General features: G+C 41.8%; 21 protein-coding genes, 4 rRNA genes and 1 riboswitch (1 of these 26 only partly in view). Of the genes, 2 read left to right on the top strand and 23 right to left on the bottom strand.

What is annotated here, in order from left to right; all coding sequences use genetic code 11:
• Positions 1-17 precede the first annotated feature (17 nt).
• Positions 18-1,055 carry a DUF3048 domain-containing protein gene (locus A9C19_RS18405; RefSeq protein WP_233499202.1) on the bottom strand — a complete coding sequence of 346 codons (1,038 nt, stop codon included), beginning with the start codon at positions 1,053-1,055 and terminating at the stop codon, positions 18-20.
• A 37-nt stretch (positions 1,056-1,092) separates the two neighbouring features.
• Entirely contained in the window at positions 1,093-2,835 is a 1,743-nt protein-coding gene (locus tag A9C19_RS18410) for an adenine deaminase C-terminal domain-containing protein (protein WP_072581286.1), read from the bottom strand.
• A gap of 110 nt (positions 2,836-2,945) precedes the next feature.
• On the opposite strand from A9C19_RS18410, the gene A9C19_RS18415 reads away from it, so the two are divergent.
• A complete protein-coding gene (locus A9C19_RS18415; protein ID WP_072581287.1) occupies positions 2,946-3,218 on the top strand; it encodes a YgaP family membrane protein in 273 nt (90 codons plus the stop codon).
• Between the two features lie 74 nt (positions 3,219-3,292).
• Positions 3,293-3,403: an EYxxD motif small membrane protein gene (locus tag A9C19_RS22595; protein ID WP_337955897.1), complete on the top strand. Its 111-nt coding sequence runs from the start codon at positions 3,293-3,295 to the stop codon at positions 3,401-3,403.
• Here A9C19_RS22595 and purD read toward each other — a convergent pair.
• From purD to rrf (A9C19_RS18515), 21 genes are all read right to left on the bottom strand, one after another.
• Entirely contained in the window at positions 3,384-4,652 is a 1,269-nt protein-coding gene (gene purD, locus A9C19_RS18420; RefSeq protein ID WP_072581288.1) for a phosphoribosylamine--glycine ligase, read from the bottom strand. The two genes, A9C19_RS22595 and purD, sit on opposite strands and share 20 nt — an antisense overlap.
• Positions 4,653-4,667: 15 nt before the next feature.
• Entirely contained in the window at positions 4,668-6,206 is a 1,539-nt protein-coding gene (purH, locus tag A9C19_RS18425; RefSeq protein ID WP_072581289.1) for a bifunctional phosphoribosylaminoimidazolecarboxamide formyltransferase/IMP cyclohydrolase, read from the bottom strand.
• Positions 6,207-6,223: 17 nt separating this feature from the next.
• Entirely contained in the window at positions 6,224-6,790 is a 567-nt protein-coding gene (gene purN / locus A9C19_RS18430; protein ID WP_072581290.1) for a phosphoribosylglycinamide formyltransferase, read from the bottom strand.
• Entirely contained in the window at positions 6,787-7,827 is a 1,041-nt protein-coding gene (gene purM, locus A9C19_RS18435) for a phosphoribosylformylglycinamidine cyclo-ligase (protein ID WP_072581291.1), read from the bottom strand. The genes purN and purM overlap by 4 nt, the downstream gene beginning before the upstream one ends.
• A 60-nt stretch (positions 7,828-7,887) precedes the next feature.
• Entirely contained in the window at positions 7,888-9,303 is a 1,416-nt protein-coding gene (purF, locus tag A9C19_RS18440; protein ID WP_072581292.1) for an amidophosphoribosyltransferase, read from the bottom strand.
• On the bottom strand, positions 9,279-11,507 hold the full coding sequence (purL, locus tag A9C19_RS18445; RefSeq protein WP_072581293.1) for a phosphoribosylformylglycinamidine synthase subunit PurL: 2,229 nt from the start codon (positions 11,505-11,507) through the stop codon (positions 9,279-9,281). Before purL ends, purF begins: the two co-directional genes overlap by 25 nt.
• The gene (gene purQ / locus A9C19_RS18450; protein ID WP_072581294.1) at positions 11,491-12,174 is read right to left on the bottom strand and encodes a phosphoribosylformylglycinamidine synthase subunit PurQ; all 684 of its coding nucleotides are present in this window, start codon (positions 12,172-12,174) and stop codon (positions 11,491-11,493) included. The genes purL and purQ overlap by 17 nt, the downstream gene beginning before the upstream one ends.
• Positions 12,171-12,425 carry a phosphoribosylformylglycinamidine synthase subunit PurS gene (gene purS, locus A9C19_RS18455; protein WP_072581295.1) on the bottom strand — a complete coding sequence of 85 codons (255 nt, stop codon included), beginning with the start codon at positions 12,423-12,425 and terminating at the stop codon, positions 12,171-12,173. Before purS ends, purQ begins: the two co-directional genes overlap by 4 nt.
• Complete coding sequence (gene purC, locus A9C19_RS18460; protein WP_072581949.1) at positions 12,413-13,138, bottom strand: phosphoribosylaminoimidazolesuccinocarboxamide synthase; 726 nt, start codon at positions 13,136-13,138, stop codon at positions 12,413-12,415. The genes purS and purC overlap by 13 nt, the downstream gene beginning before the upstream one ends.
• A gap of 147 nt (positions 13,139-13,285) precedes the next feature.
• Positions 13,286-14,578, bottom strand: a complete 1,293-nt coding sequence (purB, locus tag A9C19_RS18465; protein WP_072581296.1) for an adenylosuccinate lyase — start codon at positions 14,576-14,578, stop codon at positions 13,286-13,288.
• A 15-nt stretch (positions 14,579-14,593) separates the two neighbouring features.
• On the bottom strand, positions 14,594-15,721 hold the full coding sequence (purK, locus tag A9C19_RS18470; RefSeq protein ID WP_072581297.1) for a 5-(carboxyamino)imidazole ribonucleotide synthase: 1,128 nt from the start codon (positions 15,719-15,721) through the stop codon (positions 14,594-14,596).
• Complete coding sequence (gene purE, locus A9C19_RS18475) at positions 15,708-16,172, bottom strand: 5-(carboxyamino)imidazole ribonucleotide mutase (protein WP_420835841.1); 465 nt, start codon at positions 16,170-16,172, stop codon at positions 15,708-15,710. Before purE ends, purK begins: the two co-directional genes overlap by 14 nt.
• A 132-nt stretch (positions 16,173-16,304) precedes the next feature.
• Positions 16,305-16,406: riboswitch (purine riboswitch) on the bottom strand.
• A gap of 85 nt (positions 16,407-16,491) precedes the next feature.
• A complete protein-coding gene (locus tag A9C19_RS18480; RefSeq protein WP_072581299.1) occupies positions 16,492-16,692 on the bottom strand; it encodes an NETI motif-containing protein in 201 nt (66 codons plus the stop codon).
• A 129-nt stretch (positions 16,693-16,821) separates the two neighbouring features.
• Positions 16,822-17,244 carry a metallothiol transferase FosB gene (fosB, locus tag A9C19_RS18485; protein WP_072581300.1) on the bottom strand — a complete coding sequence of 141 codons (423 nt, stop codon included), beginning with the start codon at positions 17,242-17,244 and terminating at the stop codon, positions 16,822-16,824.
• 164 nt (positions 17,245-17,408) lie between these two features.
• Positions 17,409-17,537, bottom strand: coding sequence for a hypothetical protein (locus A9C19_RS22515; protein WP_267888734.1), 129 nt, complete (start codon positions 17,535-17,537; stop codon positions 17,409-17,411).
• Between the two features lie 524 nt (positions 17,538-18,061).
• A 5S ribosomal RNA gene (gene rrf / locus A9C19_RS18490) occupies positions 18,062-18,177 on the bottom strand.
• 80 nt (positions 18,178-18,257) lie between these two features.
• Positions 18,258-21,187, bottom strand: a 23S ribosomal RNA gene (locus A9C19_RS18495).
• 233 nt (positions 21,188-21,420) lie between these two features.
• Positions 21,421-22,971, bottom strand: a 16S ribosomal RNA gene (locus A9C19_RS18500).
• Together the 16S, 23S and 5S rRNA genes form the textbook arrangement of a ribosomal RNA operon.
• Before the next feature lie 632 nt (positions 22,972-23,603).
• Complete coding sequence (locus A9C19_RS18505) at positions 23,604-24,983, bottom strand: PAS domain-containing sensor histidine kinase (RefSeq protein WP_072581301.1); 1,380 nt, start codon at positions 24,981-24,983, stop codon at positions 23,604-23,606.
• Positions 24,984-25,355: 372 nt separating this feature from the next.
• Entirely contained in the window at positions 25,356-25,844 is a 489-nt protein-coding gene (locus A9C19_RS18510; protein WP_072581302.1) for a hypothetical protein, read from the bottom strand.
• Between the two features lie 1,027 nt (positions 25,845-26,871).
• Positions 26,872-26,953 (bottom strand): 5S ribosomal RNA (gene rrf / locus A9C19_RS18515); it runs 34 nt beyond the window's last position.

Here is a 26,953-nt window from a genome sequence, read left to right on the forward strand (position 1 = left end):
TCATTCTCCTTTTGCTTTTACGATTGAACTAGAAATGATGTAGATAAATCCGGCACGATATTAATCCACGTTCTTCCAGGAGCAAGCTTCACAGCTTCCCCACCCGAAACAGGGAGAATTCTTCCATCTTTGTTTTCCCATTCGACTTCATATTGCCTTCCATTTTGGAATAATAAAGCCTTACCACCTGAAGTGAGGTTTATATCGCGTCTTCCATAATCGTCCTTGATTTGATGATCCATTTCCACTACAAAGACATTCGCTAGCGAGATTGCTTCACCAGATTCTAAATCAACGGTCTGTTCGTTATTACTATATCGACTATATCTCTTGTCAGCTTGATTATACTCATAAGTTGCTTGCCACGTTAATGAATTGTCATATTTTATGACAAACTTGTTAAGAGGTTCTCCTATTAACTCACTCGTTTCCTCTTCCTTTAAAAAATCTAAAGGCTCAACATCTGTGGTGGTTTCAAATCCTTCGTTTTCTGCACCCTTTAAAATATTCTCCTTTGAAATATAGGAGTTATGAGGTGCTACTCGATGATCTGCTCTCCAAAAGAGACTTCCATCATACTCCATACCATTTATTGAATTTACTTCGCCATTATCTAATTTCTCTTTTGCAATCGGACTATAGCCATGAGCTATATAAAGTGATTGAAACCCTTTACTTAAATCAATATAATAAGGTCTGGCACTTCTAACCGGTCCAATAATGTCTGGAATCTCACTTTGAAACACTGCTAAAAAGCGTGTGATATTCCCTTCAGCAAGTACTTCGTAAACTAAGTCTGCCTTATGCAGCCCTGATTGTGGTCTAGCTGCGGGATGATTGTTGATCATAACCGCTACGGGACGTTGAGTAATCTCCTCTTGCTCTGCTACTAGGCCAGTTAGAGGATGATGAATGGTTTCTACCTCAACTGCAGCTGGTTGTTCTTGTTGTATTAGTTGATCTTCATTTACTGATGCTATGTCTTCCTCTTTACTACAAGCACTCATAAGGAGAAGGCTTGAAAAGAGAAGAATTGAGACTTTTCCCTTTAACAAATTAACACAACCTTATCATAATATCCACTTTTATATTTTAACGCATTATCGATGGAAAGAGTACCGTTTTTTTCATGACGTCAAAAATCCCTCTAGGTGTCATTCTTATATAAGGTAGATGAGTTGAAGATAGAAATAAAAGCGAATAAATAGGGTCATCAAAAGGATATCCCCTCTCTTTCAGTAACCTCATTAACTCATTTTGCTTCTTCATAACAATTGGTAGCTCATCACCTGATGCCCCACCGTTTAAGACGAGTGGTAGCTCAAATATCACCTTTCCATTTTCCGTTAATACGATTCCACCACCAATTTCCTTCATCCGTTTACACGCTGCTATCATTTCAGATTTGTTTTTTCCGATCACGATCACATCGCCTGTCGTGGAGTAAGAGCTTGCAAAGCCTTGAATTTGTTTTGCAAAGCCCTTAATAAATGTATTAATCCTCCATTCACCGTTTCGATCAATCAGAGCCAGAAAGCTTTCATCATGATCGTAAGAAATTTCTGGAATTGAACTGTCTAGTGTAATCGAATATGGTTCCATAATAACCGCATTTCTCATTTTCATACCAAGAGGCATAGAAAATTGCAAGTCATCTATTGTTAAATCCCAGCTAAACGTCGCCTCTTGTAGCCCGTAATCTCCCCAATTTACTTCGTGCTCATCTTGAACCACTTCATGATTTTTCCTTAGCCAAACCCCTTTAGAAAGAACACTAGAAGGGTTAGGTTCATCAATACTTTCCAAGATATTTAGAGTTGCGATTTTACCAGGTGAGATAGATCCAATCTGATCGTCAATCCGGTAATACTTCGCGATATTAAACGAAGCCATATGATAAGCATCAATTGCAGGAACATTGTATTCTAAAGCTATATCAATACATTGATTGATCATTCCTTTTTGATAAAAAGCAGGTGTTGCTCCATCTGTTGTATAGTAGAGATGATCGTATGTCGTAAGTCCTTCATCTTGAATTTCTTTTAGTAGCTTTTGCAAATCAGGACGAATGGAAGAGTGCCTTAATGCTGCGGTGTATCCAAGTCTTAACCTTCTCATCACGTCTTTTCCCGTCATCGATTCATGATCACTATCAACACCAAACAGCTTCATTTTCGTTAACGTATTAACCGACGCACCTGGAAAATGACCTTCCATGCGTTTTCCTTGTCTCTTTGTTTCCTGCAGCCAATATAACAGCCAGTCATCCCCATCAGCAAGCTTAGGCCAGCCTGTTAGTTCGCCACCTTGGATCACGGCATCATGCTCCAACCATTTTTTCACAAAATCATGAGAAAAAATCGTATCCTCTGCATGTACTTCTGTTTGTAAATCAAAGCGTGCCCACCAATAAAAGTGATACGGAAGCTGTTCTAAATCATCAAGTAAAGTAAGCGCTTTCTTTTTCTGGCTATATAAAAGCAGAAAAAGATTATCGTTGATGAATGTAGTTGTTCCCGTTTGCGACACATACTTTGCTAAAGTATGGGGATTATATAACTGAAATGGATGGACATGTGGATCAATATAGCCTGGCACAATCACCTTTGTTGAGCAATCAATGACTTCGCACTCTGCTAGTTGTCCAGGTAGGTTTTTACCGACATAGATGATACGATCATCTAAAATCCATATGTTCGCCTTCACCCATTGCCTTAAAAACGAATTTAGGTAGGTCGCGTTTTTCAACACAATCGTTGGTGCCAATGTATTTGTTAATACATCAATTTGTTGACGTATTTGATTATTCTTCCATTTGAACTTTTTTTGGGGCATACAAAACCCTCCATGATTAGTTTAATGTAATTCTATGTTAACATATGGAATTTAGTAACGCATTAACGTTTTATTGGATTTTCATGACAATTTTTAGGGAGGAATGTCGTATGGTACGTCCAAACATTGGAATAGTGAATGCCTTAATACGTATTACATGCGGGTTGGCTTTGCTTTCCTTTTCAACAGCAAAATATTGCAAAAAACCGTGGAGAGATTCTTATATTTTCGTGATGATATTGGCAGCTATGAAGGTTGGAGAAGGTATTGTACGCTTCTGCCCAATCACGTATCTATTTGAACAAAACGATACTTATTTTTTCGAGGATGACGAAGATGATTTTGATGAGGATGACATAGAGGTTACGTATAATCCATCTTAATTAATTCTAGGAAAACTTATCATTAAAAACAGGACTGGTTCACTCTACAACCAGTCCCATCTACTCAATTGGAGGTGCTTTTATTGTTTTTAGAATATTTAACGGACATGTCGTTTATCTTCATTGCTTTAATAGGTGGAATTGTTGCTCTATTATTTGTATACATTAAGAAACGACGTGCTTAATTGCTTTGTTCCCAATATCTTTTCGATAAAATAACGCCGGTGCAGCAATTTGCTCAACCAATGAATACGCCTCTTTTTGTGCATCAGAAATCGACTCACCGAATCCCGCTACAACGATTACGCGACCGCCATTATTCACAAATTGTTCTTCAACTCTTTTCGTTCCAGCATGAAAAATGACGGCATTTCCATGGGTATGTTGAAGCGTTCCGATTGGACGTCCTTTTTCATAGTCATTAGGATAGCCATTAGAAGCTAATACCACACCTAAGACAGCCTTATCTGTCCATTGAAGCTCAACTGGCTGATCCTGTAATAGCCCCATTAAAAACTCAACTAAATCAGATTCTAACCTTGGGAGTACAACCTGTGTTTCTGGATCTCCAAATCGCGCATTAAATTCAATGACTTTAGGACCCTGTTCCGTTAAGATCAGACCTGCATATAAGATCCCTGTAAAGGAGCTTCCTTCACTTACAAGGGCTTTTGCCGCTGGTTTTAATATGGTTTCAACCGCCTCTGCAACAACTTCATCCGAAATTTGCGGTACAGGAGAATACGCACCCATTCCACCAGTATTTGGGCCCTCATCATTGTCATAAGCACGCTTATGGTCTTGTGCAATCACCATCGGGTAAACTTTTTCTCCTTTAACAAATGCCATTAAGGAAAATTCTTCACCAGCTAAAAATTCTTCAATAACAACAGAGCTAGATGCCTCACCGAACTTCTCGTTCTCAAGCATATCTGTCACACTTGCTAATGCAACATCAAGAGTTTCTGCAACAGTAACCCCTTTTCCAGCCGCTAATCCGTCCGCTTTAATGACAATCGGAGCACCCTTTTCTTGAATATAAGCCTTAGCCTCTTCTACATCAGTAAAGGTTTGATAGTCGGCAGTCGGAATGTTGTATTTTATCATCAATTCCTTTGCAAAATTTTTGCTCCCTTCAATAAGCGCAGCCTTTTGCCTAGGACCAAAGATTTTCAATCCTGCTTCTTCAAAATCATCAACGATCCCATTTAATAATGGAACCTCTGGACCGACAATTGTTAAGTCAATTTGTTGCTCTTTTGCAAATGCTAAAAGTGCCTCGTTATCCGTCTCGCTCAATGGAACTCTTGTTGCAAGATTGTCCATACCGTCGTTTCCTGGCGCGACGAATACTTCTGTTACAAGCTTACTTTGTGCGACCTTCCAGACAAGCGCATGCTCACGTCCGCCTTGACCAATAATAAGTACCTTCATATTTACACCGTCCTCTTAATGTTTAAAATGACGTACTCCTGTAAACACCATCGTGATGCCATATTCATCTGCCATTCGGATGGAATCCTCATCTTTAATCGATCCACCTGGTTGAATAATTGCTGTAACACCAGCTTTAGCAGCCGCTTCAACAGTATCAGACATTGGGAAAAATGCGTCTGAACCTAATGCACTGCCTTGAGCTTTTTCTAAAGCTTGCTCAATTGCAATCTTCGCTGCGCCCACGCGGTTCATCTGTCCTGCGCCAACTCCTACTGTCATTTCATCCTTCGCTAACACAATCGCATTAGACTTCACATGCTTAACAACCTTCCAAGCTAACGTGAGATCCTTCCATTCTTGATCAGAAGGCTCGCGCTTAGTTGGAATGGTCACCTCCACATCGTCTAATGATAGAGTATCCTCATCCTGAACAAGTAAGCCACCACGTACAGACTGCAGTACTTTTTCAGGCTTAGATAATACCTTCACATCAATTGTAAGGAGGCGTAAATTCTTTTTCGCTGTTAAGATATCTAACGCTTCTTGACTAAAGGAAGGAGCAATGACAATCTCAAGGAAAATTTCATGCAGCTTCGTTGCTGTTTCTCCGTCTACCTCGTGGTTTAATGCAACAATCCCGCCAAAAATAGATGTTGGATCTGCTTCATAGCATCGAGCAAATGCTTCTACAGTTGAGGCTCCAACACCAACTCCACATGGATTCATATGCTTGACTGCAACGGCTGCCGGCTCAGTGAATTCACGAACAATTTGGAGAGCTGCATCTGCATCCTTAATGTTGTTGAACGAAAGCTCTTTCCCGTGAAGCTGCTTTGCGTTTGCTAGAGAAGCGACAGGGACAAAAGGCTTTTGATAGAAGCTTGCTTTTTGATGAGGATTTTCACCATAACGGAGTGCTTGCTTTTTCTCAAATGTGTATGTTACAGATTCAGGGTCCTCTTCGCCCACTTTTTTTGTTAAAAATTCAGCAATTAACGCATCATATGCTGCTGTATGTCTGAAAACCTTCGCTGCTAAACGTTGTTTTTTCTCTAAGGAAACCTCTCCAGACGCTTTTAATTCTTCTAGTACGACTTGATAATCCTGTGGATCAACAAGGACCGTCACATCTTCATGATTTTTCGCCGCTGAACGAAGCATCGATGGACCACCGATATCAATGTTTTCAATCGCATCCTGGAACTCGACATCAGGCTTAGCAATCGTTTCTTTAAACGGATATAGGTTCACAACCACCATATCAATCGTTTCAATCTTATTTTGCTCTAGCTGCTCCATATGATTTGGGTTGTTTCGTACCGCTAAAAGTCCACCATGGATATTTGGATGTAACGTCTTCACACGACCATCCATAATTTCTGGGAATCCTGTCACCTCTGAGATCCCAATAACCTTTAGACCATTCTCTTCTAAAAGAGATTTTGTTCCACCTGTTGAAATGACTTCAACCCCTAAATCAATAAGTTCCTTAACAAAAGGAACAAGGTTTTCTTTATTCGATACACTGACTAGTGCGCGTTTTACTGTCATGATTTTCACCTCTAGCTTTATTTTGACACCAATTGTTGGATAACCTTAGGGTACAACACATGCTCTACTTTGTGAATTTTTTTGGCTAATGTTTCTTCCGTCTCTCCTTCATCGACACGAATTGGCTCTTGGTCGATAATCGGACCTGTATCCATTCCAGCATCAACGAAATGAACTGTGACACCTGTTACTTTTACTCCGGCACGATATGCTTGTCCGATTGCATCCTTCCCAGGAAATGAAGGTAATAAAGAGGGATGAATATTGACAATCCTCTTCTCAAAGGCCCCTAAAAGCGTCTCACCAATCAATCGCATATACCCTGCTAAAATGATGTAATCAACATGATACTCCTTAAGCTTCTCTAAGATCGCTTGTTCATATTGAACCTTTGTTTCAAACTGCTTTGGTAGGATACAAAAGACAGGAAGATCAAAAGCTTCCGCTCGCTTTATCACACCTGCTCCTTCTTTGTCTGTTAGAACAAGAGCCACTTTGGCATCGATCTTCCCTTTTTGTATTTCCTCGGCAATTGCTTGAAAGTTACTTCCATTTCCTGAAGCAAATACAGCCAGCTTCTTCATCGAAGAGCGCCTCCACCGAATGTCACACCTTCACCTTTTGTCACGCGCCCAATGATAAATGCCTTTTCTCCGTGTGACTCAAGCTCTTGTATAACACCGTGTAAATGATTTTCTTGAACGGCAAGAACAAATCCAATTCCCATATTAAACACATTAAATAGATCCTCTTTATCTACCTGTCCCTTTTCTTGAATAAAGTCAAAAATCGCAGGAATTGGCCAGGATCCATAATCAATTTCAGCACCCGTACCCTCAGGAAGCATTCTTGGAATATTCTCAATGAAGCCGCCACCTGTAATGTGAGCCATTCCATCGATTGGGTATTTCTTTAATGCTTCTAATACAGGCTTTACGTAAATTTTTGTTGGAGTTAATAAGACCTCACCTAACGTTTCTTCAAATGGCTCATAGACCTCTTTAAGATCCAGCTTGTTATCCTCAAGTAGGATCTTACGTACAAGCGAATAACCGTTACTATGAATACCACTTGATGAAAGGCCAACTAACACATGACCTGGTTCAATCGTTTGCCCCGTTACAATCTTTTCTTTTTCTACGGCACCGACAGAGAACCCCGCTACATCGTACTCATCCATTTCATATAAGCCAGGCATTTCTGCTGTTTCACCACCAACAAGAGCACAGCCTGCTTGTTCACAGCCATCTGCAATTCCTTTGACGATTTGCTCAATCTTTTCAGGCACTGCCTTTCCTACTGCTAAATAATCTAAGAAAAATAACGGCTCTGCCCCTTGAGCCAAAATATCATTTACACACATGGCAACAGCATCTACACCAATTGTGTCATGCTTATCCGTTAAAAAAGCAAGCTTTAGCTTCGTTCCCACACCATCTGTTCCTGAAACAAGGACTGGGTTACGGTACGGTAATTCACTCAAATCAAACATTCCACCAAAGCCACCAAGACCACCTAAGACACCAGGTCGAATTGTTTTTGCTACATGTTTTTTCATTCTTGATACAGCTTCATAGCCTGCCTCTATATCAACACCTGCTTGTTTATACACATCAGACATTACACGGTTCCTCCTAATGCAAGACAGGAATCGAAAAGTCGATTCCTATCGCAAGTTTTATTACGCTTTTTCATGTGGCATTACAGTGTCTGCATAAATTTCTGTTGGATATCTCCCTGTGAAGCATGCAAGACATTGTCCTTTCAATTCCCCTTCATAAGGACGACCAATTCCTTCGAGTAACCCCTCGACACTTAAGAAGGCTAAGCTGTCTGCACCAATGATCTGACGAATTTCTTCTACTGAATGATTGGACGCTATTAACTCTTCATGAGTCGATGTATCAATTCCGTAAAAGCATGGGTTAGCAATGGGAGGTGAGCTAATTCGTACGTGAACCTCCGTTGCTCCCGCTTCACGGAGCATATTCACAATTCGACGACTCGTCGTTCCACGTACAATTGAATCATCAACCATTACGACTCGCTTCCCTTCTACAACACCACGAACAGCTGAAAGCTTCATTTTCACACCCTGTTCACGTAAGGATTGAGACGGCTGTATAAATGTACGACCAACATAACGGTTCTTAATTAACCCTAACTCATATGGAATCCCTGTTAACTCGGCAAATCCAATCGCCGCTGAAATACTTGAATCAGGAACACCTGTCACAACATCAGCGTCTACTTCGGATTCTACTGCAAGGCGTTTCCCCAAGTTTTTACGCGCTGTATGAACATTGATTCCATCGATATTACTATCAGGACGAGAAAAATAAATGTACTCCATGCTACAAATCGCTCGGTTAATGTTCATAGAGAAGCGCTCCGAATGAATGCCCTCATCATTGATAATTAAAAGCTCACCAGGCTGAACATCGCGTTCATAGCGAGCACCGACTACATCAAATGCACACGTTTCAGATGCAACCACATACGCATCACCAAGCACACCAATTGAAAGTGGTCGTAAGCCGTTCGGATCTAAAGCGACCATCATTTCATTTTCGGTCATAATTAAAAACGCATACGCTCCTTTGAGCATTGTTAAGGCATTTTTCACCGCTTCCTTCAAATCTTTATAGCCACTTCTTCTAATTAAGTGAGCTAATACCTCTGTATCAGAAGTTGTTTGAAAAATACTACCTTGACTCTCAAGCTGATGCTTCAATTGTGTTGCGTTCACTAAGTTCCCGTTATGAGCTAACGCAAGACCACCACTATGTGAATTGAATAGGAGAGGCTGGACATTCTCATATCCGCCTCCACCTGCCGTTGCGTATCGAACATGGCCAATCGCCGATTTACCATCGGACAAATCATGTAATCGACCGTTTGCAAACACTTCAGAAATTAAGCCCAAGCCCTTTGCTCCTGTAAGCTTTTCACCATTTGTGGTAACAATTCCTGCACCTTCTTGCCCTCTATGCTGTAAGCTGTGTAAGCCATAATACGTGATTTGAGCTGCTTCGGTATGCCCCCACACGCCAAAGACTCCACATTCTTCATTTAATCCCTTGAGTTCAGCAAGCATGGGATAGCTCCTTTCCATGCACCCTTTAATTCTTCAACAGATGCATCCACAAGTGATTCACCTTGATCATTTTTAATGACTAATTGACCTGTGCTTGTTACTTCACCGATAAGAGTTGCATCGACAATAGTTTCAAAAGCTTCCTTGTTTTCCTTCTTCACAGATAGAATAAATCTAGTTTGTGATTCACTAAATAAAGCCGCTGTTGCTTCACCTTGAAGCGTTACATCTGCACCTAAGCCCACATCATTAAATAATGGTTCGGCAAGGGCAACAGCTACGCCCCCCTCTGATACGTCATGGGCAGAAGCCACAGTATTCGCACGAATTGCTTTAGATAGCTGTTGTAAGACTTTTTTCTCTTTCTCTAAATCTAATTCAGGAGATTTCCCAAAAATTTTACCGTACGTTAATTTTTGAAGCTCACTTCCTCCAAATTCAGGCTTGGTTTCCCCAACTAAATAAATGAGGTCACCCGCTTCTTTGAAATCTTGCGTTGTAATATAGTCTGTATCCTCGATTAAACCAACCATACCAATAACAGGAGTTGGGTAAATAGCTGTTCCATTTGTTTCGTTGTATAACGATACATTCCCACCAATAACAGGAGTATGTAACTCACGACATGCCTCACTGATTCCATCAGCAGACTTTTCAATCTGCCAGAAAATCTCTGGCTTCTCTGGATTACCAAAATTTAAATTATCTGTAATGGCAAGTGGTGTTGCACCTGAACACACGATATTACGCGCAGCTTCAGCTACGGCAATTTTCCCACCAACCTCAGGATCTAAATAGAGATAACGAGAATTACAATCTGTTGTCATCGCTAATGCCTTCTTCGTATCACGAATACGAATGACAGCTGCATCAGAGCCTGGCGCTACTACTGTATTCGTGCGCACCATATAGTCATATTGATCATACACCCATTCTTTACTTGCAATGGTTGGCTGCTTTAATAGATTCATAAGTGTTTCCTGATAGTTCTCGATCACTATCGGTTCCACGTCCATCTTCTGGAATTCTTCATAATAAGCAGGGACCTTTGATGGCTTATGATATACTGGTGCCTCTTCCGCTAATGCATCAACTGGAAGCTCACATACAACGTCCCCTTTATGGAAAAGACGAAGCATTTTGTCATCTGTTACTTTTCCTACAGCTACTGCCTCTAAGTCATATCGATTAAAAAGATCGACAATTTCTTGCTCGCGACCTTTTTCAATCACAAGAAGCATTCTTTCCTGTGATTCAGAAAGCATCATTTCATAAGGTGTCATTCCTGGTTCACGTTGAGGAATTAAGTCTAAATCCATTTCCATTCCTGAGCCTGCTTTACTCGCCATCTCTGCAGACGAGCTTGTTAATCCAGCCGCACCCATATCTTGGATTCCTACTAATGCATCATTTTTCACAACCTCTAAGCATGCTTCAAGTAAAAGCTTCTCCATGAATGGATCTCCAACCTGAACGGCTGGACGATTTTCATCTGAAGAATCTGTGAGCTCCTCAGAAGCAAATGTTGCTCCGTGAATACCATCGCGACCTGTTTTAGCCCCAACGTACATAACTGTATTACCGACACCTTTTGCTTGACCCTTCTTAATATCTTCATGGTTAATTAATCCAACACACATTGCATTTACAAGAGGGTTACCTTCATAAGAGCTGTCGAACTGAATCTCTCCACCTACTGTTGGAATACCAATACAGTTCCCATAGCCAGCAATCCCAGCAACAACCTCTTCAAATAGATATTTCACACGCGGTGTTTTTAGTTCTCCGAAACGCAAAGAATTTAAAATCGCAATTGGTCTAGCACCCATTGAAAATACATCACGAATAATTCCACCTACACCAGTTGCCGCCCCTTGATAAGGCTCAATTGCTGATGGGTGATTATGACTTTCAATTTTGAAAACAACCGCTTGATTGTCCCCAATATCAACAATCCCCGCTCCCTCACCAGGTCCTTGTAACACCTTTTCACCGGTAACAGGAAATTTCTTCAAAATCGGCTTGGAGTTTTTATAGCTGCAATGCTCTGACCACATAACAGAAAAAATCCCAATCTCTGTGTAGTTTGGAAGACGACCAATTATTCTTTCAATCAGGGCAAACTCGTCATCACTGACACCCATTTGTCTGTAGATTTTTTCATCTTTTATCTTCTGGTTCGTTGGTTCAAGCAGTAGTGACATGAGATTCCCTCCAGTTTTTCACGATTGATTGAAATAATGTTAATCCATCTGCGCTTTTCAGTAATTCATCCACCGCACGTTCTGGATGAGGCATCATCCCTAAGACATTTCCACGTTCATTTGTTATGCCCGCAATATCCTCTATGCTGCCATTTGGATTTTTTTCGTACGTAAACACAATTTGATTGTTTTCTTTAAGCGTTTGAAGTGTTTGCTCATCACAATAGTAATTCCCTTCACCATGTGCAATCGGGACTGAAATTACTTCGTCCTTTTCATATCCAGTTGTAAACAGTGTTTCATTGTTAGCCACAACTAAATTGACCGGTCGGCACATAAATTTCAAGTTTTCATTTCGTTTCATCGCACCTGGAAGTAATCCAACCTCTAGTAAAATTTGAAATCCGTTACATACTCCAAGAACAGGCTTACCTGCTTCAGCCGCTTTCACAACCTCTTTCATTACATTTGAAAAGCGAGCAATCGCCCCAGAACGAAGATAGTCTCCATAAGAGAAGCCACCAGGCAGTAAAATCCCATCAAACTCACTTAAATCTGTTGCATCATGTCTTACATACTCTACATCTTCACCAAGCTCATCCTTAATCGCATGGTACATATCAACATCACAGTTTGAACCCGGAAAAACGATCACAGCGAATTTCACTTGTTGACAACCTCCTGTACCTCATAGCTAAAGTCTTCAATCACGGTATTTGCAAGTAGCTTTTCACACATCTCACGAACAGTTTCATGTAAATCACGATCTGACTTTTCAATCATCAGCTCCATATATTTTCCAATACGTACATCTTGCACTTCACTATAAGACATACTGTGTAATGCACTTTTTACGGCTGCTCCCTGTGGATCTAAAACACTTTCTCTTAACGTGACATAAACTTTTACTTTGTACATGTTGATTGGCCTCCAAGTCTTGTTAAAATCACTTCATATGCATCTGTTAAACTACCAATATCTCTGCGGAAAACGTCTTTATCAAATTTTTCATTTGTGTTGATATCCCATAAGCGGCATGTATCAGGTGATACCTCATCCGCTAGTATCACGTTTCCATCTTCTGTGCGACCAAACTCTAACTTAAAATCAATTAAACGTACATCACATGCTGCAAAATGACCCTTTAATACTTCGTTGACTTGTCTTGCAATTGTTTTAAGTGTTTCAACTTCCTCTTTTGTAGCAGCCTCTAACAATGCGATGTGATCCTCAGTAATCAATGGATCTCCTAAGCTATCATCCTTGTAATAGAACTCAACTAATGCTTCTTTAATTTCAGTACCCTCGTTTATTCCAATTCGTTTAGACAGGCTTCCTGCTACAACGTTTCTTACCACCACTTCAAGTGGAATAATAGACACCTTCTTGACTAGCTGTTCAGTAGAAGAAAGTCGTTTAACAAAATGATTTTCAATCCCATTTTCTGAAAGCTTTTCAAAGATTAAAGTAGAAATCTCGTTGTTCAATCGACCTTTACCTGTAATCTCTTCCTTCTTTTCACCGTTAAAAGCTGTTGCAGAATCCTTATAAGAAACTAATAGAACATCTTTTTCATTTGTTTTATATATTCTTTTTGCCTTTCCTTCATACAATAATTCAAGCTTTTCAATCGTCATGAAAGCCCTCCTAAACTGAATATTGGGAACCTTTAGTGTAGTGCAATAGTTTGTTATCTTTTCTCACAGTAATTTTTTATCAGAGAGTAGCAAGGGAGCTTGTTTGGTTACCCCCTTGCTGAATTCATTGGATTCCTTATATTAAAGACCTAATCGATCAAAGATAGCGTCTACCCCTTTTAGGTGATAGTTATAATCAAAGCAGTCTTCAATCATTTCAGGGGTTAAGCGAGATGTGATTTTTTCCTCAGCTTCTACAAGACCTTTAAATGGTACTTGCTTCTCCCATGCTTCCATTGCTTTTGGCTGAACAAGATCGTAGGCTTCTTCTCTTGTCATACCTGTATCAATAAGAGCTAGTAGGACACGTTGAGAGTAAATTAAGCCTTGGGTACGGTCCATATTGCGCTTCATGTTCTCTGGGAATACCGTTAAGTTTTTCACGATATTTCCGAAGCGATTTAACATATAGTTCAGTGCAATCGTTGCATCGGGTAGGATAATACGTTCAGCAGAAGAATGTGAAATATCACGTTCATGCCAAAGCGGCACATTTTCATACGCTGTTACCATATAACCACGAATCACACGAGCAAGACCTGTCATATTTTCAGAGCCAATTGGATTTCGTTTATGTGGCATGGCAGATGAACCTTTTTGACCTTTTGCAAAAGACTCTTCTACTTCACGCGTTTCACTCTTTTGTAAGCCGCGAATCTCAACTGCGAACTTTTCAATTGACGTTGCCACTAATGCAATGGCAGCCATATACTCCGCATGACGGTCACGCTGTAAAGTTTGTGTAGAAATGGGTGCTGGCTTCGTTCCAAGCTTCTCACACACATACTTTTCTACAAAAGGATCAATATTTGCATATGTACCAACAGCACCAGAAATTTTACCGTACTCTACACCCTCTGCTGCACGCTTAAAACGATCTAAGTTACGCTTCATTTCCTCATGCCATAAAGCAAGCTTTAATCCAAACGTAGTTGGCTCAGCATGAACACCATGTGTACGTCCCATCATAACCGTATATTTATGCTCTTGTGCTTTTTCCTTTAAAATTTGAACAAAGTTTTCAATGTCTTTTAAAAGAATGTCATTTGCTTGCTTTAAAAGATAAGATAAAGCCGTATCCACTACATCTGTGGAGGTTAACCCGTAATGTACCCACTTACGCTCTTCACCAAGTGTTTCTGACACAGCTCTTGTAAACGCAACAACATCATGACGTGTTTCTTGTTCAATTTCATAAATACGATTCACATCAAACGATGCCTTTTCACGAAGAAGTTTAACATCCTCTTTCGGAATGATCCCTAGCTCAGCCCAAGCCTCACATGCTAAAATCTCAACCTCTAACCATGCCTTAAACTTGTTCTCTTCAGTCCAAATCGCGCCCATTTCTGGACGTGTATAACGTTCAATCATTTCATTTCCTCCGTTCTATTGATAACCCCACATTTTATTCGTATCGACTATCTCTGTTTCTAAGTCTTCGCTTATGATCGTCACATGTCCCATCTTGCGTTTAGAAACTGCTTCTTTCTTTCCGTACAAGTGCAGCTTCGCTTTTTTTAACAATGGTAGGTGGTTCTCTACTATAGATAAATCCTCACCTAATAGATTAACCATTAACCCGCTCCGTAATAAGGTTGTTTCTCCTAACGGTAGATTGCATATTGCGCGAACATGCTGCTCAAACTGATCTGTTTCACATAAATCAATGGAATAATGACCAGAATTATGAGGTCGCGGCGCTAATTCATTTATAAAAAGGTCACCTGACTCTGATAAAAACATCTCAACAGCCAAAGTACCAACAAGTTCAAAATGATTGGCGAGCTTTAACGCAAGCTGTTTCGCTTTTTCAAGAATGCTCTCATCCACTCGTGCCGGCACAATACTCTGATAGAGGATATTGTTCTTATGAACATTCTCAGCAACAGGTAAAGTCGTTGTTTCCCCCTCGACCGAACGTGTCACAATAACCGATACCTCTTTCGAAAATGGAACCCATTTTTCTAAAATACATGTTCCATTTGATAGAAGTACAATTGCTTCATCTATGTCTGATTCACTTCTAAGAACAACCTGACCCTTCCCATCATATCCCCCACGACATGTCTTCAACACACTTGGAAAATCAAGAAGCTTAATAGCCTCAATTAATTCTAGTTCATTATGAACGATTTTGTAAGGTGCGACTTCACAGCCCGCATTTACAATTGCCGCTTTTTCTGTTTCACGGTCCTGTGTTAAAAGAAGCAGCTTACTTCCTTGTGGTAGATACGCATTCTCTTCTAACCATTTCAATGAATCGTAATCAATATTTTCAAATTCATACGTAATCACATCACTCACACGAGCAAGCTCTTTAATTCCTTGAAGATCATCATACTTCGCTTGAATTTCAATATCTGAGATTTGACCACATGGACAATCCTCTACTGGATCTAACACCGCTATTTTATACCCAAGCTGCCTAGCAGCAATAGCCATCATCCGACCCAATTGACCTCCGCCAATAATCCCAATTGTTTGTCCCGGTAAAATACGTTTAGTCAAGCTCATCACTACTCTCTAACACCTTTGTTCGTACTTCTTCTCTTCTAGTAGTTAATGAATCTGCTAATTTAGAATCTTCAACTGATAGAATCTGAGCCGCTAATAGCCCCGCATTCGTCGCTCCTGCCTTTCCAATCGCAACTGTCGCTACAGGAACACCGCCCGGCATCTGCACAATTGAAAGCAGAGAATCAAGCCCATTTAATGCCTTCGACTGAACGGGTACACCAATGACAGGTAAAGTCGTTTTCGCAGCCACCATTCCTGGCAAATGAGCCGCTCCTCCAGCACCCGCAATAATCACCTTTATCCCTCTATTTCTAGCACTCTCCGCATATTCAAACATATAATCTGGCGTACGATGAGCAGAGACCACCTTCTTTTCATAAGGAACACCTAATTCATCCAATATGTCACACGCATGCTTCATCGTTTCCCAGTCAGATGTACTTCCCATAATGACTCCAACAACTGCCTCCACTCTTTGTTCCCACCTTTTACATAAAAAATAGCCCGATACCTAAACTCCCTCTAAATAAAAGAGAAAGCTAGTATATCGGGCTTGTTCTAACTAAATAAGCCGTACATCTATACATACACTTTCCCTCATAGTCCAACGATTTACGGTCATCGGGTAGAAACTTCTGGGCCATATTCCCAATTATATACGAGGATCTATATTAATCTGATTTACATGTACTATATTACCAATGAACCCCCCCGATGTCAACGAAAAATCGAACGATTCATAACTGATGTATTTTAATGTTCGTGTTTTACAGCAACTTCCCTTCAAAAACAATCACTCTTCCACATAGAACAGGCTCAACCTGCTTGCCATTAAGCTCTTCCTTAAAAATCGGCTGCTCCGTTCTCCTAACAGGAAAATACCCTTCCTTACTCATCCTTGCCAAGCAATCATCAATTGTTTCATTCTCTTCTACAGTAAACTTTTTCTTACTAGGTTTATTCGTCATAACCGTTACTCCCTTATGTTTGTATATAATCTATTCAAAAGAAATCGTTGTGAGATTCCATATAGAGTAACAATAACTGTACATAAAATCAACATTACCTGCCAAAGATAAGCCACCAACTAGGAATGATTATTCATAAAACGTCATATGCTGTTTTTCCTCCCTATAATAATCTAATCGATCCTGCAATGTTCCCGTATGAAACTCAAACTTGTGCCCATCAGGATCTGTAAAATATACTGATCGTTTATCCTTCTCAGCCCGCGGTCGACTCGTTAAGATGGTAACATCCAATTCACCCAGTCTTTCCACCATTATGTCGAAGTCCTCTTCAGCAACCGAAAAGGCAGTATGAGTATAAGACTCGTGAATTTCATTTCTAAGTATTCCCTTCTCCTCATTTAAAGCAAGCCAAAGACCATCGAGATCAAAATATGCCGTTCTATTCCCCTTCACCAACAACTTTGCTTGAAAAACTTTCTGATAGAAAAGAATCGATTGCTCTAAATCCGATACTGAGAATAATAAATGATTGATCCCGTTGATTCTCATGCTACCACATCCTTTTTTTCTCATTATCATACCATGAGTATTGGTCCTTCATTAAAGAAAGGATTGCAAGAAGAGAAGAGTAACTTTTTGGACCTCTAGGAATGGTTTATTTTCGATTTATTGTGGTTTATTTTCGAATTTCTCCTTTTTATTTTCGAATTTGATTAGTTTATTTTCGAATTTTCACTATTTATCATCGGATTTGACTGATTTATTTTCGAATTTGATTCTTCTGCACGCGATAAGCGGCGAATCTCTTCGTCAGCTTGTTCGTTCAGATCCTCATGTGCCAAGCCCGCACACTCCGGTCTTCTCTCTCTGCGCTTCCTCGACCTTCTTGCTTCTCCCAAGCCTAAGGGCTTGTAGTGATACTTTGTTTCCTTTTTCTATACCTCAATCTTCAAACACTTTCCTTTGTACCTTCCGGTACAACTACTACCAAAACCACACAAAAAAAGACCAGTATCTCTACTGATCTTCCTCTCATCTTACCTGGCAACGTCCTACTCTCACGGGAAACCCCCAACTACCATCGGTATACCGGCTCGCGATAAGCGGCGAATCTCTTCGTCAACTTGTTCGTTCAGATCCTCATGTGCCAAGCCCGCACATTCCGGTCTTCTCTCTCTGCGCTTCCTCGACCTTCTTGCTTCTCCCAAGCCTAAGGGCTAGTAATTCTTTCTTATCTTCAAATCTCTAACTTGAAGCTTTAACTTCACTTCCTGTACCCAATTCTGTACCTTCCGGTACAACTAACTACGGAAACTACGGAAACCACAAAAAAGACCAGTATCTCTACTGATCTTCCTCTCATCTTACCTGGCAACGTCCTACTCTCACAGGGGGAAACCCCCAACTACCATCGGCGCTGAAGAACTTAACTTCCGTGTTCGGCATGGGAACGGGTGTGACCTCTTCGCTATCGCCACCAGATATTATAAAGTTTGAAGGATGTTCCCTCAAAACTAGATAACGAGTCACAATTCATTCACTGAGCTTACGCTTTTAAAAATTTGGTTAAGTCCTCGATCTATTAGTATCAGTCAGCTCCACACGTCACCGCGCTTCCACCTCTGACCTATCAACCTGATCATCTTTCAGGGATCTTACTAGCTTACGCTATGGGAAATCTCATCTTGAGGGGGGCTTCATGCTTAGATGCTTTCAGCACTTATCCCTTCCGCACATAGCTACCCAGCTATGCCTTTGGCAAGACAACTGGTACACCAGCGGTGCGTCCATCCCGGTCCTCTCGTACTAAGGACAGCTCCTCTCAAATTTCCTACGCCCACGACGGATAGGGACCGAACTGTCTCACGACGTTCTGAACCCAGCTCGCGTACCGCTTTAATGGGCGAACAGCCCAACCCTTGGGACCGACTACAGCCCCAGGATGCGATGAGCCGACATCGAGGTGCCAAACCTCCCCGTCGATGTGGACTCTTGGGGGAGATAAGCCTGTTATCCCCGGGGTAGCTTTTATCCGTTGAGCGATGGCCCTTCCATGCGGAACCACCGGATCACTAAGCCCGACTTTCGTCCCTGCTCGACTTGTAGGTCTCGCAGTCAAGCTCCCTTGTGCCTTTACACTCTACGAATGATTTCCAACCATTCTGAGGGAACCTTTGGGCGCCTCCGTTACATTTTAGGAGGCGACCGCCCCAGTCAAACTGCCCACCTGACACTGTCTCCCAGCCCGATCAGGGCTGTGGGTTAGAATTTCAATACAGCCAGGGTAGTATCCCACCGACGCCTCCACCGAAGCTAGCGCTCCGGCTTCTCAGGCTCCTACCTATCCTGTACAAGCTGTACCAAAATTCAATATCAGGCTACAGTAAAGCTCCACGGGGTCTTTCCGTCCTGTCGCGGGTAACCTGCATCTTCACAGGTACTATAATTTCACCGAGTCTCTCGTTGAGACAGTGCCCAGATCGTTACGCCTTTCGTGCGGGTCGGAACTTACCCGACAAGGAATTTCGCTACCTTAGGACCGTTATAGTTACGGCCGCCGTTTACTGGGGCTTCGGTTCAAAGCTTCGCTTGCGCTAACCTCTCCCCTTAACCTTCCAGCACCGGGCAGGCGTCAGCCCCTATACTTCGCCTTGCGGCTTCGCAGAGACCTGTGTTTTTGCTAAACAGTCGCCTGGGCCTATTCACTGCGGCTTTTCCGGGCTATTAACCCTAAAAAGCACCCCTTCTCCCGAAGTTACGGGGTCATTTTGCCGAGTTCCTTAACGAGAGTTCTCTCGCTCACCTTAGGATTCTCTCCTCGCCTACCTGTGTCGGTTTGCGGTACGGGCACCTCTCACCTCGCTAGAGGCTTTTCTTGGCAGTGTGGAATCAAGAACTTCGGTACTATATTTCCCTCGCCATCACAGCTCAGCCTTATATGACAATGGGATTTGCCTCATTGTCAGCCTAACTGCTTGGACGCGGCATTCCGACGCCGCGCTTACCCTATCCTTCTGCGTCCCCCCATTGCTCAAATGGTGAGGAGGTGGTACAGGAATTTCTACCTGTTGGCCATCGCCTACGCCTTTCGGCCTCGGCTTAGGTCCCGACTTACCCTGAGCGGACGAGCCTTCCTCAGGAAACCTTAGGCATTCGGTGGAGGGGATTCTCACCCCTCTTTCGCTACTCATACCGGCATTCTCACTTCTAAGCGCTCCACCAGTCCTCTCGGTCTGGCTTCTCAGCCCTTAGAACGCTCTCCTACCACTGTTCGTTAGAACAGTCCACAGCTTCGGTGATACGTTTAGCCCCGGTACATTTTCGGCGCAGAGTCACTCGACCAGTGAGCTATTACGCACTCTTTAAATGGTGGCTGCTTCTAAGCCAACATCCTGGTTGTCTAAGCAACTCCACATCCTTTTCCACTTAACGTATACTTTGGGACCTTAGCTGGTGGTCTGGGCTGTTTCCCTCTTGACTACGGATCTTATCACTCGCAGTCTGACTCCTGAACATAAGTCTTTGGCATTCGGAGTTTGACTGAATTCGGTAACCCGATGGGGGCCCCTAGTCCAATCAGTGCTCTACCTCCAAGACTCTCATTTCAAGGCTAGCCCTAAAGCTATTTCGGAGAGAACCAGCTATCTCCAGGTTCGATTGGAATTTCTCCGCTACCCACACCTCATCCCCGCACTTTTCAACGTGCGTGGGTTCGGGCCTCCATTCAGTGTTACCTGAACTTCACCCTGGACATGGGTAGATCACCTGGTTTCGGGTCTACGACCACGTACTTATTCGCCCTGTTCAGACTCGCTTTCGCTGCGGCTCCGTCTTATCAACTTAACCTTGCACGGGATCGTAACTCGCCGGTTCATTCTACAAAAGGCACGCCATTACCCATTAACGGGCTTTGACTACTTGTAGGCACACGGTTTCAGGATCTGTTTCACTCCCCTTCCGGGGTGCTTTTCACCTTTCCCTCACGGTACTGGTTCACTATCGGTCACTAGGGAGTATTTAGCCTTGGGAGATGGTCCTCCCTGCTTCCGACGGGATTTCACGTGTCCCGCCGTACTCAGGATCCACTCTGGAGGGAACGAAGTTTCAACTACAGGGTTGTTACCTTCTTTGACGGGCCTTTCCAGACCTCTTCATTTACTCCGTTCCTTTGTAACTCCGTATAGAGTGTCCTACAACCCCAAGAGGCAAGCCTCTTGGTTTGGGCTAATTCCGTTTCGCTCGCCGCTACTCAGGAAATCGCGTTTGCTTTCTCTTCCTCCGGGTACTTAGATGTTTCAGTTCCCCGGGTCTGCCTTTATCATCCTATGTATTCAGATGAAAATACTGCTCCATTACGAACAGTGGGTTTCCCCATTCGGAAATCTCCGGATCAAAGCTTACTTACAGCTCCCCGAAGCATATCGGTGTTAGTACCGTCCTTCATCGGCTCCTAGTGCCAAGGCATCCACCGTGCGCCCTTAACAACTTAACCTTTGACATCGAAGATGTCGTTTTTAACATTATTAAGAGAATCACTAAACTAAGCGTTTAAACTCAGTGAATTACTTGAATTGTTTTCGTTATCTAGTTTTCAAGGAACATAAAACACAGGATCTTCAATGCAAGATGCATTTAGACTCCTATGTATGAGTCTTACTTATTATAGAAAGATCAGATGATCTCTCAAAACTAAACAAAATACCAAGCGTACCTCTATATCCTTAGAAAGGAGGTGATCCAGCCGCACCTTCCGATACGGCTACCTTGTTACGACTTCACCCCAATCATCTGTCCCACCTTAGGCGGCTGGCTCCTTACGGTTACCCCACCGACTTCGGGTGTTACAAACTCTCGTGGTGTGACGGGCGGTGTGTACAAGGCCCGGGAACGTATTCACCGCGGCATGCTGATCCGCGATTACTAGCGATTCCAGCTTCATGCAGGCGAGTTGCAGCCTGCAATCCGAACTGAGAATGGTTTTATGGGATTCGCTTAACTTCGCAGTCTCGCAGCCCTTTGTACCATCCATTGTAGCACGTGTGTAGCCCAGGTCATAAGGGGCATGATGATTTGACGTCATCCCCACCTTCCTCCGGTTTGTCACCGGCAGTCATCTTAGAGTGCCCAACTAAATGCTGGCAACTAAGATCAAGGGTTGCGCTCGTTGCGGGACTTAACCCAACATCTCACGACACGAGCTGACGACAACCATGCACCACCTGTCACTTCGTCCCCCGAAGGGGAACCTTCTATCTCTAGAAGTAGCGAAGGATGTCAAGACCTGGTAAGGTTCTTCGCGTTGCTTCGAATTAAACCACATGCTCCACCGCTTGTGCGGGCCCCCGTCAATTCCTTTGAGTTTCAGTCTTGCGACCGTACTCCCCAGGCGGAGTGCTTAATGCGTTTGCTGCAGCACTAAAGGGCGGAAACCCTCTAACACTTAGCACTCATCGTTTACGGCGTGGACTACCAGGGTATCTAATCCTGTTCGCTCCCCACGCTTTCGCGCCTCAGTGTCAGTTACAGACCAGAAAGTCGCCTTCGCCACTGGTGTTCCTCCAAATCTCTACGCATTTCACCGCTACACTTGGAATTCCACTTTCCTCTTCTGCACTCAAGTTCCCCAGTTTCCAATGACCCTCCACGGTTGAGCCGTGGGCTTTCACATCAGACTTAAGAAACCACCTGCGCGCGCTTTACGCCCAATAATTCCGGACAACGCTTGCCACCTACGTATTACCGCGGCTGCTGGCACGTAGTTAGCCGTGGCTTTCTGGTTAGGTACCGTCAAGGTACCAGCAGTTACTCTGGTACTTGTTCTTCCCTAACAACAGAACTTTACGACCCGAAGGCCTTCATCGTTCACGCGGCGTTGCTCCGTCAGACTTTCGTCCATTGCGGAAGATTCCCTACTGCTGCCTCCCGTAGGAGTCTGGGCCGTGTCTCAGTCCCAGTGTGGCCGATCACCCTCTCAGGTCGGCTACGCATCGTTGCCTTGGTGAGCCGTTACCTCACCAACTAGCTAATGCGCCGCGGGTCCATCTGTAAGTGATAGCTAGAAGCCATCTTTCAATTCCGAACCATGCGGTTCGAAATGTTATCCGGTATTAGCTCCGGTTTCCCGGAGTTATCCCAATCTTACAGGCAGGTTACCCACGTGTTACTCACCCGTCCGCCGCTAATATCAGGGAGCAAGCTCCCATCAATTCGCTCGACTTGCATGTATTAGGCACGCCGCCAGCGTTCGTCCTGAGCCAGGATCAAACTCTCCAATAAAGTAGTTTGACTTGCTCATGTTTTTTTGTACTATATAGTACGTTTTGTTGATTTAAAATCAACGTTTGATACGCTTGGTTTTGTTTAGTTTTCAAAGATCATTTTTCCAAGTCGTTTTCGCGACTAGGTTTATATCATACCATCAATCACTTCTTAGTGTCAACAACTTTTTAAAAAAGTTTTTCTAAGAAAGTTTTTTAATTGGTTTGTTGTAAGAACTTGTCTCAACAACAGAATCTAATCTTATAATACATTTAAGCATATGCCAACGATAATTCTGTTTTTTTTTGAGTTTTATCATATATAGTATATTTCATTCCTCCAACTCGTTTTACTAGAATACTATTACAATATGACACCATGATTCTAGTTTCTTGATTTCACTTATAGTTATTTACTTTTCCCGGCTACTATTTCGCACGCATGCCTGTTACATTAAACAATAAATCGCATTTAGTTTAAAAACATCTTTCCCCCTATTCTCCCTTGCTATGTATTTAATAATAGCTATACTGGTGAATTAAAACTGAGAGTTTCCTCCCTATACCTTAGACTAATGGTTATCATTCACATCTATTTAGGTTTAAACAGTTCGCTCGGGAGTCATATATAGTATTTTTAAACGCAATAGATTAAGCTGGCCCTTTAATTGGCAGCTGGATTTCGACTGTTGTCCCCTTCCCTTCCTCACTATTAATATGAACTGTTCCACCATGTGTCTCGACTATTCTTAAAGTCGTCATCATCCCAAGCCCCGTGCCTTTTTCTTTTGTAGTATAAAAAGGCAATCCGACTTCACTCAGAAATCTTTTAGGAATGCCGCAGCCTTGATCTTTAACTATAATCTGTACTTTGTCTTCATTTTCTGCAAGGATGATGGATATATCACCACCGTTCGGCATTGATTCAATCGCGTTCTTTACAATATTTATAATAACCTGCTTTATTTGGTTTGCCACACAGTAGACTAGGGAAGTTTTTTTAAAATTAGGGATTAGCGAGACATTATTTATTAAGGCTTGTGAATGAAGCAACACCATTGCGTGCTCTGTAATACGTTCAATACTTTCCTTTTTAAAATCATGAGCTTGAGGCTTTGCCAACAAGAGCAACTCTCCTGTAATTTCTTCTATTCGTGAAATTTCGTCAGACATAATCTCTAAATAGATTGATACATTTTCTGATGAGCTTTGCATTAATTGAAGAAAGCCTTTGAGCGAAGTTAATGGATTTCGAATCTCATGAGCAATAGAGGCAGATAATTCACCAACAACGGATAGCTTCTCTGAACGTATAAGCATTTCTTCAGACTGCTTTTGCATGGTAATATCCTTAGCGATTCCATAAACTCCCACGATCTCTTTATTAATAACTATAGGGATATTCGTCACACTCACATCGATAACATGACCATCTTTATGAATGGCCTTCGTTTCATAATGTTGGGTCATCCCATTCACAGCTTTTTGAAAGTAGTGATTTGTTTCCTCTAAGCTATCCTCTTTCACAAGTGGCGTATAAGATAAGGTTAAAAATTCTTCTTTCGTATAACCTAATAACTCTTCCATCCCCTTGTTTACACTTAAATATCTTCCTTCTAAATCAAATGAGAAAACCGCATCAGGATGCTGAGCAAATAAGGATTGATAATGCTGTTCATTCTTTAATTCTTGCTCCTTTTTCATTGTTACGTCTTGAAAAAAGACCGTTAACCCCTCTTCAGATGGATAGGTACTCACACTAAACCAAGTAAGCAAAGGTGGAAAATACGCATCAAAAGTTACAGGTATTTGTTGAGAAGCTGACAAATGATAGTTATCATAAAACGCTAAGCCTACTGCTTCCGGAAACTCCTTCCAAATATTTTTGTTAATAAGATTCTTCCGACTCCTAAATAACAATTCCTGAGCTCGCTTATTTATATACGTGAAATTCCATTCTTTATCAAGTGCAAAAAAACCATCCGTTATCCGATCAAGGATCTCTACAGCTTTTAGATCTTTAACATTCATTTAACAACCTGCTTCCCATTCAAAAATCCTCGTCTTTAAATATTCTTCAAGAATGATAGTAATCCCTTTTTATCTTCTAAATATTGAACACTACGTTTGGCTGTGAACTAATCCGTATGGAGTTCAATCGCTGGTAACAGTTTTATTCACTGAATGATAAACTTGCTAGTCTTACAAGAATAAGTAACCTTTAGTGTGGACCCCACAATACTTTTTCCTATTTAAGTCGTGAATTTGATGGTGGTTCACCGGGATTCAATCAACAGCGTGCGACCAAAGATGGTCTATTTTCGGTATTTTATGTTTTATTTTCGATATTTCACCTTTTATTTTCGAGTTTGATCATTTTATTTTCGATTATAATTCCAACTGTTAAATTCCACTTAATATTTCTTCTAAATAGACTAGCCCCATAAAAATGAGCCAAACTGCTAACGGTATTGCCAAACTTTTAATAGCTTGCAACGGTTTATAATCAATATTTTTCTTTTGTTGGACTCTATCGGTAATAAAGTACAACAATGAAGCCCCTAAACTATAAAATAAAAATAGTAGACCAAAAACAGTGTGTAAAATAGCTGAGATCATCATTTCAAATTTTTCATTCTTCATTTTTGTTGAAGCAAATTGACTGATTTTATCACTAATGATAGAGGTTAGCACTCCATAAATTAAAATCGCAGGAAAACTATACATTAAATAAATAGGTGTGATTAATGCAACAGCAAATAAATAATTTGGTATTGTTAAAATAGTTTCACCAAATGGATTTGGTATGATTAGACCTAACAAAATAGCATACATAGACCCAGAGACAGATGCAGAAATAACTTTTCGTGGTATTATTTTGTTCACTCCCATACACATTTTAAAATTTAAATGATGAAACTCTAAACATTGAACTTTGCTAATCTCAACCTATCATATGTTTCAGTCAATTCAAATACAAATGATGTAAACGAAAACAAATTTATGTTGTATTTCGCACTTTCATTGCTACGACTATCATCTAACAAGAATCAAGTAAGATAATTAACAAGATACTTTGTAGACGCCCTCCAATACGAATTATGCATTGATTCATCCGAGAATTGTGACCATTCATGTGTTGATTGTGGTACAAGCCTTTTAATCCTTGTCTACTATTTCTATAATCCAAGCCATCGAACATTAATCTTTTTACCTCCTGGTATAACTACACCAAAACCACACAAAAAAAAGACCAGTATCTCTACTGACCTTTCTCTCATCTTACCTGGCAACGTCCTACTCTCACGGGAAACCCCCAACTACCATCGGTATACGGCTCGCGATAAGCGGCGAATCTCTTCGTCAGCTTGTTCGTTCAGATCCTCATGTGCCAAACCCGCACACTCCGGTCTTCTCTCTCTTCGCTTCCTCGACCTTCTTGCTTCTCCCAAGCCTAGGGGCTAGAAATACTTTCTTATCTTCAAATCTCTAACTTGAAGCTTTAACTTCACTTCCTGTACCCAATTCTGTACCTTCCGGTACAACTAACTACGGAAACCACAAAAAAGACCAGTATCTCTACTGATCTTTCTCATCTTATCTGGCAACGTCCTACTCTCACGGGAAACCCCCAACTACCATCGGTATACCGGCTCGCGATAAGCGGCGAATCTCTTCGTCAGCTTGTTCGTTCAGATCCTCATGTGCCAAGCCCGCACATTCCGGTCTTCTCTCTCTGCGCTTCCTCGACCTTCTTGCTTCTCCCAAGCCTAGGGGCTAGAAATACTTTCTTATCTTCAAATCTCTAACTTGAAGCTTTAACTTCACTTCCTGTACCCAATTCTGTACCTTCCGGTACAACTAACTACCAAAACCACACAAAAAAGACCAGTATCTCTACTGATCTTCCTCTCATCTTACCTGGCAACGTCCTACTCTCACAGGGGGAAACCCCCAACTACCATCGGCGCTGAAGAACTTAACTTCCGTGTTCGGCATGG

The sequence above is a fragment of the Bacillus weihaiensis genome (assembly GCF_001889165.1).
GTDB lineage: Bacteria > Bacillota > Bacilli > Bacillales > Bacillaceae > Metabacillus > Metabacillus weihaiensis.

What these genes read in the sequence shown, in the direction of transcription:
- A9C19_RS18410 (WP_072581286.1), bottom strand. Translation starts at nt 2,835, where the DNA reads ATGCCCCAAAAAAAGTTCAAATGGAAGAATAATCAAATACGTCAACAA.
- A9C19_RS18415 (WP_072581287.1), top strand. Translation starts at nt 2,946, where the DNA reads ATGGTACGTCCAAACATTGGAATAGTGAATGCCTTAATACGTATTACA.
- purD (WP_072581288.1), bottom strand. Translation starts at nt 4,652, where the DNA reads ATGAAGGTACTTATTATTGGTCAAGGCGGACGTGAGCATGCGCTTGTC.
- purH (WP_072581289.1), bottom strand. Translation starts at nt 6,206, where the DNA reads ATGACAGTAAAACGCGCACTAGTCAGTGTATCGAATAAAGAAAACCTT.
- purN (WP_072581290.1), bottom strand. Translation starts at nt 6,790, where the DNA reads ATGAAGAAGCTGGCTGTATTTGCTTCAGGAAATGGAAGTAACTTTCAA.
- purM (WP_072581291.1), bottom strand. Translation starts at nt 7,827, where the DNA reads ATGTCTGATGTGTATAAACAAGCAGGTGTTGATATAGAGGCAGGCTAT.
- purF (WP_072581292.1), bottom strand. Translation starts at nt 9,303, where the DNA reads ATGCTTGCTGAACTCAAGGGATTAAATGAAGAATGTGGAGTCTTTGGC.
- purL (WP_072581293.1), bottom strand. Translation starts at nt 11,507, where the DNA reads ATGTCACTACTGCTTGAACCAACGAACCAGAAGATAAAAGATGAAAAA.
- purS (WP_072581295.1), bottom strand. Translation starts at nt 12,425, where the DNA reads ATGTACAAAGTAAAAGTTTATGTCACGTTAAGAGAAAGTGTTTTAGAT.
- purB (WP_072581296.1), bottom strand. Translation starts at nt 14,578, where the DNA reads ATGATTGAACGTTATACACGTCCAGAAATGGGCGCGATTTGGACTGAA.
- purK (WP_072581297.1), bottom strand. Translation starts at nt 15,721, where the DNA reads ATGAGCTTGACTAAACGTATTTTACCGGGACAAACAATTGGGATTATT.
- purE (WP_420835841.1), bottom strand. Translation starts at nt 16,172, where the DNA reads ATGGGAAGTACATCTGACTGGGAAACGATGAAGCATGCGTGTGACATA.
- A9C19_RS18480 (WP_072581299.1), bottom strand. Translation starts at nt 16,692, where the DNA reads ATGACGAATAAACCTAGTAAGAAAAAGTTTACTGTAGAAGAGAATGAA.
- fosB (WP_072581300.1), bottom strand. Translation starts at nt 17,244, where the DNA reads ATGAGAATCAACGGGATCAATCATTTATTATTCTCAGTATCGGATTTA.
- A9C19_RS18505 (WP_072581301.1), bottom strand. Translation starts at nt 24,983, where the DNA reads ATGAATGTTAAAGATCTAAAAGCTGTAGAGATCCTTGATCGGATAACG.
- A9C19_RS18510 (WP_072581302.1), bottom strand. Translation starts at nt 25,844, where the DNA reads ATGGGAGTGAACAAAATAATACCACGAAAAGTTATTTCTGCATCTGTC.